Below are 13,430 nucleotides of genomic sequence, written 5' to 3' on the forward strand. Positions count from 1 at the left end.
AACGTTGGGGATGTCGTCAACGTTGTGATCGTCGCCTTCACGAACCTCACACGAAGGAGTGAGTTTCATATGAGATTCATTGGGTCGGGACGGTACAGCATGGCGCCAGGGGAGGGAGAGACCCGAGGGACATTGGCCCGTTAGCGTGCAGTCATGAGCGAGGATGTACGGCTGGTCGTCTGGGTCCGCGGACGGGTGCAAGGGGTGGGTTTCCGCTGGTTCACCCGGGCTCGGGCCCTGGAGATCGGCGGACTGAGTGGTTTTGCTCTCAATTTGGCCGACGGACGGGTCCAGGTGGTCGCCGAGGGCTCCCGCGAGGCGTGCCAAGGGCTCCTGGGGTGGCTCCAGAGTGACGACACGCCCGGGCGCGTGGACGGTGTCACCGAGATCTGGGACACACCGCGAGGGGGATACGACGGCTTCGCCATCCGCTGACCCTCTTCTGTAAAGCGGGCCAGGCGGGAGTGGAGGGTGGCGCCACCGGCATATGCCAGGAGCATGCACAAACCAGAAATGTGCAGGTGATTGCCAAGACGGGTTTGTCATGGCAGGCTCCGAAGAAAGGATGATCCCCTCGCTCCGCCGGCCTGGAGAGGTCCCCGAACCGCCGCAGCGTCGCCCGCTCAGGGCCGCGCGCCACGGGGATGCCCGCCAATACGGGGCGTGATCGTGTTGACCGTCAAACTTTTTGGTGAGACGCTAAAAGCAACCCCGCGCACCTTAGCTGTTTGGCATGGAGAACGGCAGCGAAAACTCAACAGTGCCAAGCATCGCGGGTGCGATTCCCTCACGACCCACACCGCTTCGGTCGGTCACTCAGTGTGGAGGACCATCCATCATGGCAAAGGCGCTTCTCGGTTACGTCGGCGGCTCCGACCCGCGACTCCTCGCCGAGATGCGACGGCTCCAGCAGCGTGTCCAGGACCTGGAATCCGAACTCGGACGCATCCAGGCGGAGAACGACGCGCTGACGGCTGCCGCTTCTCACGACTCGCTCATGGAGCTCGACGCACGCCAGGCGGAGCCTGCGCTCACCTGATCACTGCATCGCACCACAACAGACAGCAGTGGTTGGGCTGCCCGTATCAACCGCTAAGTTGTCGGATCTGCAAGGGACGCCTTCTCCAGGCGTCCCTTCTTTCTTTCCCCCCGAGCCCCTGAGCCCCCGGACTTCCTCACACTCTTTAACGTCTGATGTGCCCTGCACGTTCATATGCGAAACCGGGCGTTCATGGAGTGGGACAAGGCCGGAAGGTAGAGTCCAGCGCCGTGCACCTCAAGGCCCTGACCCTCCGAGGGTTCAAGTCGTTCGCCTCGGCGACCACGCTCCGGTTCGAGCCGGGCATCACGTGCGTCGTCGGACCGAACGGCTCGGGCAAGTCCAACGTCGTGGACGCGCTCAGCTGGGTCATGGGCGAGCAGGGCGCGAAGTCGCTGCGCGGCGGCAAGATGGAGGACGTCATCTTCGCCGGCACCACCGGGCGCCCCCCGCTGGGCCGCGCCGAGGTGTCCCTGACCATCGACAACTCCGACGGGGCCCTGCCCATCGAGTACTCCGAGGTCACCATCACGCGGATCATGTTCCGCAACGGCGGCAGCGAGTACCAGATCAACGGCGACACCTGCCGCCTCCTCGACATCCAGGACCTGCTCTCCGACTCCGGCATCGGCCGCGAGATGCACGTCATCGTCGGCCAGGGCCAGTTGGACTCCGTCCTGCACGCCGACCCCATGGGCCGCCGCGCCTTCATCGAGGAGGCCGCCGGCGTCCTCAAGCACCGTAAGCGCAAGGAGAAGGCGCTGCGGAAACTGGACGCCATGCAGGCCAACCTGGCCCGCGTCCAGGACCTCACCGACGAACTCCGCCGCCAGCTCAAACCGCTGGGCCGGCAGGCCGCCGTCGCCCGCCGGGCCGCCGTCATCCAGGCGGACCTGCGCGACGCACGGCTGCGCCTGCTCGCCGACGATCTCGTACGGCTCCACGCGGCGCTGCGCACCGAGGTCGCCGACGAGGCCGCGCTGAAGCAGCGCAAGGAGGCCGCCGAGACCGAGCTGAAGAAGGCGCTCCACCGGGAGGCGGACCTGGAGGGCGAGGTACGACGGCTCGCCCCGCGTCTCCAGCGGGCCCAGGAGACCTGGTACGAACTGTCCCAGCTCGCCGAACGGGTGCGCGGCACGATCTCCCTGGCCGACGCCCGGGTCAAGAGCGCCACCTCCGCGCCCCCCGAGGAGCGGCGCGGCCGCGACCCCGAGGACATGGAACGCGAGGCCGCCCGCATCCGCGAACAGGAGGCCGAGCTGGAAGCGGCCCTGGAGGCGGCCGAACGCGCCCTTGAGGACACGGTCGAGCACCGGGCCGAGCTGGAGCGCGCACTGACGGTCGAGGAACGCCGGCTGAAGGACGTCGCCCGCTCCATCGCCGACCGCCGCGAGAGCCTCGCCCGGCTCAACGGCCAGGTCAACGCCGCCCGCTCCCGCGCGGCCTCCGCCCAGGCCGAGATCGACCGTCTCGCCGCCGCCCGCGACGAGGCGCGGGAACGCGCTGTCACCGCACAGGAGGAGTACGAGGCGCTGAAGGCCGAGGTCGACGGCCTCGATGCCGACGACTCCGAACTGGCCGAGCAGCACGACGCCGCCAAGCGCGCCCTGGCCGAGGCCGAGTCCGCCCTCACCGCCGCCCGCGAGGCCGCCACCACCGCCGAACGCCGCCGCGCCGCCACCCAGGCCCGCCACGAAGCCCTCGCCCTGGGCCTGCGCCGCAAGGACGGCACCGGCGCGTTGCTCACCGCGAAGGAACGGCTCGGAGGGGTCCTGGGCCCGGCGGCCGAACTGCTGACGATCACCCCGGGCTACGAGATCGCCCTCGCTGCCGCCTTCGGCGCGGCGGCCGACGCGATCGCGGTGACCAGCCCGGCCTCGGCCGCCGAGGCGATCCGCCTGCTGCGCAAACAGGACGCGGGCCGCGCGGCCCTGCTGCTGGCGGGGGCACCGGAGGACGTGCCCCGAAGGGGCGCGGGGAACGGCGCGACCAGCCACGACGGACCCGCGGACGAAAGACGGCCTCTCCCGGCATCCCCTCCCGCACACTTCGCCGCAGACCTGGTCCGGACCCCCTCCGACCTCACACCCGCCGTACGCCGGCTCCTCCACCGCATCGTCGTGGTCGACACCCTCGAAGCCGCAGAGGACCTCGTCTACGCCCGCCCCGACCTCACCGCCGTCACCGCCGAGGGCGACCTCCTCGGGGCGCATTTCGCGCATGGCGGTTCCGCGGGCGCGCCGAGCCTGCTGGAGGTGCAGGCCTCCGTCGACGAGGCTGCGGCCGAGCTGGAGGAACTGGCCGTACGGTGCGAGGAGTTGGCCGAGGCCCAGCGGAGCGCGGTCGAGTCGCGCCGGGAGCGGGCCGGGTTCGTGGAGGAGCTGGGGGAGCGGCGCCGGGCGGCCGAGCGGGAGAAGTCCGCGGTCGCCCAGCAGCTCGGGCGGCTGGCCGGGCAGGCGCGGGGCGCCGCCGGGGAGGCCGAGCGGTCCACGGCCGCCGCCGCACGTGCTCAGGACGCGCTCGACAGGGCCGTACAGGAGGCCGAGGAGCTGGCCGAACGGCTCGCGGTGGCCGAGGAGATGCCCGTCGAGGAGGAGCCCGACACCTCCGTACGGGACCGGCTCGCGGCGGACGGGGCCAACGCGCGGCAGACCGAGATGGAGGCGCGGCTCCAGGTGCGGACGCACGAGGAGCGGGTCAAAGGGCTCGCGGGGCGCGCGGACTCGCTCGACCGGGCCGCGCGCGCCGAGCGCGAGGCGCGGGCGCGGGCCGAGCAGCGCAGGGCGCGGCTGCGGCACGAGGCGGCCGTGGCGGGGGCCGTCGCGTCCGGCGCCCGGCAGTTGCTCCTGCACGTCGAGGTCTCCGTCGCCCGCGCGGACGAGGAACGCACCGCCGCCGACGCCGCCAAGGCCCGCCGGGAACAGGAACTCGCGCAGGCCCGTGGCGCGGGGCGTGACCTCAAGGCCGAGCTGGACAAACTGACCGACTCCGTCCACCGGGGCGAGGTGCTCGGCGCCGAGAAGCGGATGCGGATCGAGCAGCTGGAGACCAAGGCGCTGGAGGAGCTGGGCGTCGAGCCGGAGGGGCTGATCGCGGAGTACGGGCCCGACCAGCTCGTACCGCCGTCGCCGCCGGCGGAGGGGGAGGAGCTGCCGGAGGACCCGGAGCATCCCCGCAACCAGCCGAAGACGTTCCACCGGGCCGAGCAGGAGAAGCGGCTCAGGGCGGCCGAGCGGGCGTATCAGCAGCTCGGCAAGGTCAATCCGCTGGCCCTTGAGGAGTTCGCGGCGCTGGAGGAGCGGCACAAGTTCCTCAGCGAGCAGCTGGAGGACCTGAAGAAGACCCGCGCCGATCTGCTCCAGGTGGTGAAGGAGGTCGACGAACGGGTCGAGCAGGTCTTCACCGAGGCCTTCTGGGACACCGCACGGGAGTTCGAGGGTGTCTTCGGGCGGCTCTTCCCCGGGGGTGAGGGGCGGCTGATCCTCACCGACCCGGACAACATGCTCACCACCGGCGTCGACGTCGAGGCCCGGCCGCCGGGCAAGAAGGTCAAGCGGCTGTCGCTGCTCTCCGGCGGTGAGCGGTCGCTGACCGCCGTCGCCATGCTGGTGTCGATCTTCAAGGCGCGGCCCAGTCCGTTCTATGTGATGGACGAGGTCGAGGCGGCGCTCGACGACACCAACCTGCAGCGGCTGATCCGGATCATGCAGGAGCTGCAGGAGGCGTCGCAGCTGATCGTGATCACCCACCAGAAGCGGACGATGGAGGTCGCCGACGCGCTGTACGGCGTCTCCATGCAGGGTGACGGTGTGTCGAAGGTCATCAGCCAGCGGCTGCGTTAGCCGTTTCCGAGCGGGGGTAGGCGGGGCTGGTCCAGCAGTTCACCAGGCCCGTTCCCCCGACATCGGCGACGTGCCCGCCGAGGAGTACAGACGTGACCAGCACAGCGCAGCCCAGGGCAGGAGCTCGCGGCGCCCAGCCCGACCATCTCTCGCACGTGATCTTCATCGCGGCGGCGGCCGCGATGGGCGGCTTCCTCTTCGGCTACGACAGCGCGGTGATCAACGGCGCCGTCGAAGCCATCCGCCACCGCTACGACATCGGCTCCACGGCCCTGGCCCAGGTCATCGCCGTCGCGCTGATCGGCTGTGCCGTCGGCGCGGCCACGGCGGGCCGGATCGCCGACCGCATCGGCCGTATCCGGTGCATGCAGATCGCGGCCGCCCTCTTCACCGTCAGCGCCGTCGGCTCGGCGCTCCCCTTCGCGCTGTGGGACCTCGCCTTCTGGCGGACCGTCGGAGGCTTCGCCATCGGCATGGCCTCGGTCATCGGCCCCGCCTATATCGCCGAGGTCGCCCCGCCGGCTTACCGGGGACGGCTCGGCTCGTTCCAGCAGGCCGCGATCGTCGTCGGCATCGCCATCTCCCAGCTGGTCAACTGGGGCATCCTGAACGCCGCCGGCGGCGACCAGCGCGGTGAACTGCTCGGCCTGGAGGCCTGGCAGATCATGCTCGGCGTCATGGTCGTCCCGGCCGTGCTGTACGGCCTGCTCTCCTTCGCGATCCCCGAGTCCCCGCGCTTCCTGATCTCCGTCGGCAGGCACGAGCGCGCCCGTGAGGTGCTCGCCGAGGTCGAGGGCGAGGACGTCGACCTGGACGCCCGGGTCGCCGAGATCGAGTCGGCCATGCACAGCGAGCACAAGTCGACGTTCAAGGACCTGCTCGGCGGGAGCCTCCTCTTCAAGCCGATCGTCTGGATCGGCATCGGCCTGTCGGTCTTCCAGCAGTTCGTCGGCATCAACGTCGCGTTCTACTACTCCGCGACGCTGTGGCAGTCCGTCGGTGTCGACCCGGCCGAGTCGTTCTTCTACTCCTTCACGACGTCGATCATCAACATCGTCGGCACCGTCATCGCGATGATCTTCGTCGACCGGATCGGCCGCAGGCCGCTCGCCCTCATCGGCTCCGTCGGCATGGTCCTCGGCCTCGCCCTGGAGGCCTGGGCCTTCTCCTACGACCTCGTCGACGGCAAGCTCCCCGCCACCCAGGGCTGGGTCGCCCTGATCGCCGCCCATGTCTTCGTCCTCTTCTTCGCCCTCTCCTGGGGTGTCGTCGTCTGGGTCATGCTCGGCGAGATGTTCCCGAACCGGATCCGCGCCGCCGCCCTGGGCGTGGCCGCCTCCGCACAGTGGATCGCCAACTGGGCCATCACCGCGAGCTTCCCGTCCCTCGCCGACTGGAACCTCTCGGTGACCTATCTGATCTACACGGTCTTCGCCGCGCTCTCCATCCCCTTCGTCCTCAGGTTCGTGAAGGAGACGAAGGGCAAGGCGCTGGAGGAGATGGGCTAGTCCGCTACTCCAGGGGTTCGTCAGCCGTCGAGGCGCGGCAGCACCCGCTCGGCGAACAGCCGCAGCCCGCGCCACCCCTCCTCGACCGGCATCCCACCGGCCAGCGGATGCAGGACGTAGCTGTCCAGGCCCAGCGCCACACACTCGTCCGGCGTCACGATCCGGTACACGCCCTCCGCCCGCAGCTCCGCCACCGTCGCCGCCCCCGACCGCACGGCCGACCGGATCCCGGCCGACTGCCAGGAGGCGTACGTCCGCGCCTCGTGCAGGAAGTGCCCGCCGTACTCGGCCCACGCCCGGTCCGGATCCTCCGCCACATGCAGCAACGGGGTCTCGGCGGCGGGCATCATCGTCCAGCCCTCGGTGCCGTACTCGACGAGCCGCTCCTTGTAGTACGCCTCCAGCTCCGGCAGATGCGCGCTCGGGAAGAAGGGGAGCCCGAGGCGGGCCGCCCGGCGGGCCGCGGCCTTCGAGGAGCCGCCGACCAGCAGCAGCGGATGCGGTTCGGTGCCGGGGCGCGGGGTGACCCGGACCGTGCGCCCCCGGTACGAGAACGGCTCCCCGGTCCACGCCTGGAGCAGCGTCTCCAGCACCTCGTCCTGGAGTCTGCCGCGCCCCTTCCAGTCCACGTCGAACTGCGCGTACTCCTCCGGCCGGTACCCGATTCCGGCGACGGTCACCAGCCGCCCGCCGCTCACCAGATCCAGTACGGCGATGTCCTCCGCCAGCCGCAGCGGGTCGTGCAGCGGCCCGATCACCGCCGACACCGTCACCGCGATCCGCTTCGTCGCCCCGAACACCGCCCCCGCGAAGACGAACGGCGACGGCAGCCAGTTGTTCTCGACCCCGTGGTGCTCCTCCGTCTGCACGGTGCTGAGGCCCCGCTCGTCGGCGTACGCGGCCATCTCGACGGCGGCCCGGTAGCGGGCCCGGAGCGAGGCGGGCGTGGCGCCGGGCTCGACCAGGTTGAAACGGACGACCGTGACGGGCATGGGGGACCCCCTTCGGGCGGCTGTGGAGGGGGACGTTAGCTGACGGTCCGTCAGGTGGCCAGGGGTGCGTATCCACGGGTGTGGAAGGCGCGTGTGGCCCGTACGGCGATCGAACGCCGCGCGGGGCGGTCCCGCATACTGGCCTAGTTATGGAACTCATCCTTGCTGTAGTCATCGCCGTGGTCGTGCTCGGCGTGCTGGGCGGGCTCGTCGTAGGCAGCCGCAGGAAGAAGCCGCTGCCCCCGGCGCCCCCCACGACACCCGACATCACCGCACCTCCGGCCGAGCCGCATGTCGGCGACGAGGCCGAGACGCCGCGCGACGAACCGCGCCGAACGATCGAGGAGGTGGATCTCCCGGACGCCACGGCGACGGCACCCGTCGCCGTCGAGGAGCCGTCGGCCGCCCCCGCGATCGAGATCCCCGAGCCGACCGCCGGCCGTCTGGTGCGGCTGCGCGCCCGGCTCTCCCGCTCGCAGAACGCGCTCGGCAAGGGGCTGCTCACGCTGCTCTCGCGCGAGCACCTCGACGACGACACCTGGGAGGAGATCGAGGACACCCTCCTCACCGCCGACGTCGGCGTCCAGCCCACCCAGGAGCTGGTCGAACGGCTGCGCGAGCGCGTGAAGGTCCTCGGCACCCGCACCCCGGCCGACCTGCGCGCCCTGCTGCGCGAGGAGCTGCTCACGATCCTCGTCCCCGAGTTCGACCGCGCGGTCAACACCGACTCGCCGCTCGACACCCCGGGCATCGTGATGGTTGTCGGCGTCAACGGCACCGGCAAGACCACCACCACCGGCAAGCTCGCCCGTGTCCTCGTCGCCGACGGCAAGAACGTCGTCCTCGGCGCCGCGGACACCTTCCGTGCCGCCGCCGCCGACCAGCTGCAGACCTGGGGTGAGCGGGTCGGTGCCCGTACCGTGCGCGGCCCCGAGGGCGGCGACCCGGCGTCCATCGCCTTCGACGCCGTCAAGGAGGGCATCGAGGAGGGCGCCGATGTCGTCCTCATCGACACCGCCGGCCGGCTGCACACCAAGACCGGTCTCATGGACGAGCTGGGCAAGGTCAAGCGCGTCGTGGAGAAGCACGCGCCGCTGGACGAGATCCTGCTCGTCCTCGACGCCACCACCGGTCAGAACGGCCTCATCCAGGCCCGGGTCTTCGCCGAGGTCGTCGACATCACCGGCATCGTCCTCACCAAGCTCGACGGCACCGCCAAGGGCGGCATCGTCATCGCCGTACAGCGCGAGCTGGGCGTTCCCGTCAAGCTCGTCGGCCTCGGAGAGGGCGCGGACGACCTGGCGCCCTTCGAGCCGGAGGCGTTCGTGGATGCACTTATCGGCGAATAACCGCACAAACCACCTCCGAAATTTCCGAGGTGGGGTCGAAGAAGCGCCCGCCCCCAAGGTGCAGTCGGGGACGGGCGCTTCGCTGTGTACGAAACGGGGGAGGGGGGAGCCGGGTCAGGCCCGGGACCGGTGGGCCACGTACGCCAGGGTCCCCAGCAGCAGCCGCGCCGCCGGTGGCTTCGTCGCCGAGTCGAGCGCGGGGGAGCGGAGCCAGCGGACCGGGCCGAGGCCGCCCCGGTCGGAGGGCGGGGCGGTGACATGGCTGCCGGGGCCGAGGCCGCGCAGGTCGAGGGCGGACGGGTCGTCCCAGCCCATGCGGTAGAGCAGTGTGGACAGCTCGTCGGCGGCGCCCGGGGCCACGAAGAAGTGGGCGCGGCCCTCGGGGGTGGCGATCACGGGGCCGACGGGGAGACCCATGCGTTCGAGGCGGACCAGTGCGTGCCGGCCCGCCGACTCGGCGACCTCGATCACATCGAAGGAGTGACCCACCGGCAGCATCACGGAGGCGCCCGGGAACTCACCCCACGCCTCGGTCACCTCGTCGAGCGTCGCTCCGGCGCGGACGGGAGGTGCGAAGTCGAGGGGGTGCGCGCCGGGCGCGGAACAGGTGGTCCTGCCGCACGAGCACGCCCCCGAAGCCGTCCGCGCGCCGGGGACGACGTCCCATCCCCAGAGGCCGGTGAACTCGGCCACCGCCGTGCATTCCGAGGAACGGCCGCGCCGACGCGTGCCGGATCGCATCTCCCGAATGCCGCCGATCGTGAAGCCCATGCCCCCTCCAACGGGTCCAGCGCGCCGGTGGTTACGCGACGGAGTCGGAATGCGACGCTCTGCTTCCGCATGAGCGGCGCACCACGGCACCCCGGGTGGTGCGGTCGACGACGCGCGCCCCTGAATGCATCGCTCCGCCCATTCCCGGCCGTCATGTGTCAAGTGAATCGCGTACGGGTCACCGTTAGTTCATTCGAAGGGGTGGCGAATGGTGGCGTTTCTGGAATCGCCGTGGCCGGACGCGTGATCGTAGGATTACTTTGAGTGCACGGGACCTGGGGACGTATGCGCTCGTGGGTATGCCGGAGGCAAGTCGTCTTTCCGTTCGATGGGTGACAAGGGTCGGACGTACGGCGTGGTAACCGGCATTCTGGTAGGGCTTGGCGCACACAGCGCACACAAGTGGTTTCAGGGATGGGGGCGTTCCAGTGGGCGGCAACGGCGGAAGCGGCACGAACGCTGAGAAGCGCCCGAACGAACTCCTGGGCTCGTGGTTCGTCCGCAGCGGCTGGTCCAAGGGCGAGCTGGCCCGGCAGGTGAACCGCAGGGCCCGTCAGCTCGGCGCCAACCACATCTCCACCGACACCTCGCGCGTACGGCGCTGGCTCGACGGGGAGAACCCGCGCGAGCCCATCCCGCGCATCCTGTCCGAGCTGTTCTCCGAGCGGTTCGGCTGTGTCGTCGCCGTCGAGGACCTGGGGCTGCGCGCGGCCCATCAGGCACCGTCCGTCTCCGGTGTCGACCTGCCCTGGACGGGCCCGCAGACCGTGGCGCTGATCAGCGAGTTCTCGCGCAGCGACCTGATGCTGGCGCGGCGCGGCTTCCTCGGGAGCTCGCTCGCCCTCTCCGCGGGCCCGGCCCTCATCGAGCCGATGCAGCGCTGGCTCGTCCCCACGCCCCCCGCCCCGCGCGCGGAGCCCGAACCCTCGTCCGCCGCCCGTCGCCCGGGCCGGCTCTCCACCCCGGAGCTGGACCTCCTCGAATCCACCACCAAGATGTTCCGGGAGTGGGACGCCCAGTGCGGCGGCGGTCTGCGCCGCAAGGCGGTCGTCGGCCAGCTGCACGAGGTGACCGACCTCCTCCAGGAGCCCCAGCCCGAGGCCACCACCCGGCGGCTGTTCAAGGTCGCCGCCGAGCTCGCCGAGCTGGCCGGCTGGATGAGCTACGACATCGGCCTCCAGCCCACCGCGCAGAAGTACTTCGTCCTCGCCCTGCACGCGGCCAAGGAGGCGGGCGACAAACCCCTCGGCTCCTACGTCCTGTCCAGCATGAGCCGCCAGATGATCCACCTCGGCCGGCCCGACGACGCCCTCGAACTGATCCATCTCGCCCAGTACGGCAGCCGTGACTGCGCGAGCCCGCGCACCCAGTCGATGCTGTATGCGATGGAGGCCCGCGCCTACGCCAACATGGGCCAGCCCGGAAAGTGCAAACGGGCGGTCCGGATGGCCGAGGACGTCTTCTCCGACGCCGAGGAGTGGGACGACCCGGACCCCGACTGGATCCGCTTCTTCAACGAGGCCGAGCTGCACGGCGAGAACTCCCACTCCTACCGCGACCTCGCCTATGTCGCAGGCCGCAGCCCCGCCTACGCCTCCCTCGCCGAGCCCGTGATGCGCCGGGCCGTCGAGCTGTTCTCCACGGACACCGAACACCAGCGGTCGTACGCGCTGAACCTCATCGGCATGGCCACCGTGCATCTGCTCCAGCGCGAGCCGGAGCAGGGGGCGGCCATGGCCAAGCAAGCCATGGAGACCGCGAGGAAGGTCCGTTCCGAGCGCGTCAACACGCGTATCCGAAAGACCGTCGACACGGCCGTACGCGATTTCGGCGGCCTCGCCGAGGTCGTCGACCTCACCGACCAGCTCGCCGTCCACCTCCCCGAGACCGCCGAGGCGGTCTGACCAGGGCCCCCGGCACACCACGGGCCCCTCCTGCTCCGGCCGCGGCCGGCCATCCCGACTGCCCGACTCGGCTCCCCCATGCCAGGTCATCGGATGGTCTGCCGTGGTCGGTCCGTTCGGGGAAGTCCACCGGAAGTTCCATCGGATACGAAACCGTTATCCGCCGAGGGCCCCGCAGAGGCTGGGCCCCACACGGGATGAATCCTCCGGGATTCACGTTTCACCTGTCTGTAACGTGATGGGTGCCTTCGTCACGTGCGGGAAACATTTCCAAACTTCCCGTGAAACGGTGCTGCGTCAGTCTCCTCAGCACAGTCGGCCCTCCCCGATAGCTCCCAAGCTGCCGCATCCGCACGGGCCGTTCCGACCACGAGGAGATACCGGCATTGAACGGCACAGATACCGGATTCGTATTGATCAGTGCGGCGCTCGTCATGGTGATGACGCCGGGCCTGGCGCTCTTCTACGGTGGCATGGTCCGTGCCAAGAGCGTGCTGAACATGCTGATGATGTCCTTCATCTCGCTGGGCATCGTCAGCATCCTGTGGGTGCTGTACGGCTACTCGCTCGCCTTCAGCGGTGACCAGGGCGGCTTCATCGGCAACCTGGACGCGATCGGCCTCAAGGGCATCGACGTCACCAGCACGGTCGACAGCTTCGTCGCCGGCGCGAACGGCGAACCGCACAAGATCGCCGCGTTCGCCTTCATCCTCTTCCAGATGCTGTTCGCGGTCATCACCCCGGCCCTGATGAGCGGCGCCCTCGCCGACCGCGTCAAGTTCGGCGCGTGGATGATCTTCGTCGGCCTCTGGGTCACCCTGGTGTACTTCCCGGTCGCGCACTGGGTGTGGGCGCCGGGCGGCTGGCTCTTCGAGCTGGGCGTCATCGACTTCGCCGGTGGTACGGCGGTCCACATCAACGCCGGTATCGGCGCGCTCGCCGCGGTCCTCGTCGTGGGCAAGCGGATCGGCTTCAAGAAGGACCCGATGCGGCCGCACAGCCTGCCGCTGGTCATGATCGGCACCGCCCTGCTGTGGTTCGGCTGGTTCGGCTTCAACGCCGGTTCCTGGCTCGGTGTCGACGGCACGACCGCCCGCATGGCGATCAACACGCAGATCGCGACCGCCGCGGCCATCATCGGCTGGCTGATCTACGAGCGCATCCGTCACGGTGCGTTCACCACCCTCGGTGCCTGCTCCGGTGCCGTCGCGGGCCTCGTCGCGATCACCCCGTCCGGCGGTCACGTCAACGCCTTCGGCGCCATCCTGATCGGCATCGTCGCGGGCGCCGTCTGCTCCTGGGCCGTCAGCCTCAAGTACAAGCTCGGCTACGACGACTCCCTCGATGTCGTCGGTGTCCACCTGGTCGGCGGTGTCATCGGCACCCTGCTGGTCGGCTTCCTCGCCACCGACGGGATCGGCAGCCTCGACCAGTTCGGCAAGCAGGCCACCGGCGCCTTCTCCGTCATGGGCTACACCTTCGTGGTGACCTGGCTCATCGCCTTCGCCATCCAGAAGACGATCGGCTTCCGCGCCTCCGAGGAGGACGAGGTCAACGGCGTCGACCAGGCCCTGCACGCCGAGACCGCGTACGACTTCACCTCGGCTGCCCAGTCGCACATCTCCGCCGGCACCACGAGCAGCGTCGCTGCCACTGAGAGCAAGAAGGTCGAGGCATGAAGCTGATCACCGCCGTCGTCAAGCCGCACCGGCTCGACGAGATCAAGGAAGCCCTGCAGGCCTTCGGGGTGCACGGCCTTACGGTGACCGAGGCCAGTGGGTACGGTCGGCAGCGGGGCCACACGGAGGTGTACCGGGGCGCCGAGTACACGGTGGACCTGGTTCCCAAGATCCGTATCGAGGTCCTCGCCGAAGACGACGACGCCGAGCAGCTGATCGACGTCATCGTCAAGGCCGCCCGCACCGGCAAGATCGGTGACGGCAAGGTCTGGTCCCTCCCGGTCGAGACGGCCGTTCGGGTCCGGACCGGCGAGCGCGGCCCGGACGCGCTCTGATCGCGGAGAAG

10 protein-coding genes are annotated in these 13,430 nt (G+C 70.2%); 8 read left to right on the forward strand and 2 right to left on the reverse strand.

The genetic code is table 11. The features are described from left to right. Positions 1 to 153: 153 nt before the first annotated feature. The 4 genes from ABT147_RS18400 (at position 154) to ABT147_RS18415 (ending at position 6,389) form a co-directional block, all read left to right on the forward strand. Positions 154 to 435, forward strand: a complete 282-nt coding sequence (locus ABT147_RS18400) for an acylphosphatase (RefSeq protein ID WP_351407167.1) — start codon at positions 154 to 156, stop codon at positions 433 to 435. 403 nt (positions 436 to 838) lie between these two features. Continuing rightward, on the forward strand, positions 839 to 1,039 hold the full coding sequence (locus ABT147_RS18405; protein ID WP_005479841.1) for a hypothetical protein: 201 nt from the start codon (positions 839 to 841) through the stop codon (positions 1,037 to 1,039). A 230-nt stretch (positions 1,040 to 1,269) separates the two neighbouring features. Next, a complete protein-coding gene (gene smc / locus ABT147_RS18410) occupies positions 1,270 to 4,881 on the forward strand; it encodes a chromosome segregation protein SMC (protein WP_351407169.1) in 3,612 nt (1,203 codons plus the stop codon). Positions 4,882 to 4,973: 92 nt separating this feature from the next. After that, complete coding sequence (locus tag ABT147_RS18415; protein WP_351407171.1) at positions 4,974 to 6,389, forward strand: sugar porter family MFS transporter; 1,416 nt, start codon at positions 4,974 to 4,976, stop codon at positions 6,387 to 6,389. Between the two features lie 20 nt (positions 6,390 to 6,409). On the opposite strand, the gene ABT147_RS18420 is transcribed toward ABT147_RS18415, so the two are convergent. After that, positions 6,410 to 7,381, reverse strand: coding sequence for an LLM class flavin-dependent oxidoreductase (locus tag ABT147_RS18420; RefSeq protein WP_351407174.1), 972 nt, complete (start codon positions 7,379 to 7,381; stop codon positions 6,410 to 6,412). A gap of 149 nt (positions 7,382 to 7,530) precedes the next feature. Between ABT147_RS18420 and ftsY the strand changes: the two genes are divergently transcribed. Continuing rightward, the gene (gene ftsY / locus ABT147_RS18425) at positions 7,531 to 8,730 is read left to right on the forward strand and encodes a signal recognition particle-docking protein FtsY (RefSeq protein WP_351407176.1); all 1,200 of its coding nucleotides are present in this window, start codon (positions 7,531 to 7,533) and stop codon (positions 8,728 to 8,730) included. 114 nt (positions 8,731 to 8,844) lie between these two features. On the opposite strand, the gene ABT147_RS18430 is transcribed toward ftsY, so the two are convergent. Beyond that, the gene (locus ABT147_RS18430; protein ID WP_351407178.1) at positions 8,845 to 9,501 is read right to left on the reverse strand and encodes a bifunctional DNA primase/polymerase; all 657 of its coding nucleotides are present in this window, start codon (positions 9,499 to 9,501) and stop codon (positions 8,845 to 8,847) included. 428 nt (positions 9,502 to 9,929) lie between these two features. Between ABT147_RS18430 and nsdA the strand changes: the two genes are divergently transcribed. From nsdA to ABT147_RS18445, 3 genes are all read left to right on the forward strand, one after another. Beyond that, positions 9,930 to 11,405, forward strand: coding sequence for a transcriptional repressor NsdA (nsdA, locus tag ABT147_RS18435; RefSeq protein WP_351407180.1), 1,476 nt, complete (start codon positions 9,930 to 9,932; stop codon positions 11,403 to 11,405). Between the two features lie 386 nt (positions 11,406 to 11,791). Beyond that, the gene (locus ABT147_RS18440; RefSeq protein WP_351407182.1) at positions 11,792 to 13,084 is read left to right on the forward strand and encodes an ammonium transporter; all 1,293 of its coding nucleotides are present in this window, start codon (positions 11,792 to 11,794) and stop codon (positions 13,082 to 13,084) included. Next, complete coding sequence (locus ABT147_RS18445) at positions 13,081 to 13,419, forward strand: P-II family nitrogen regulator (RefSeq protein WP_003997576.1); 339 nt, start codon at positions 13,081 to 13,083, stop codon at positions 13,417 to 13,419. The genes ABT147_RS18440 and ABT147_RS18445 overlap by 4 nt, the downstream gene beginning before the upstream one ends. Positions 13,420 to 13,430: the final 11 nt, after the last annotated feature.

Source organism: Streptomyces sp. NPDC001868 (assembly GCF_040297125.1).
Lineage (GTDB): Bacteria > Actinomycetota > Actinomycetes > Streptomycetales > Streptomycetaceae > Streptomyces.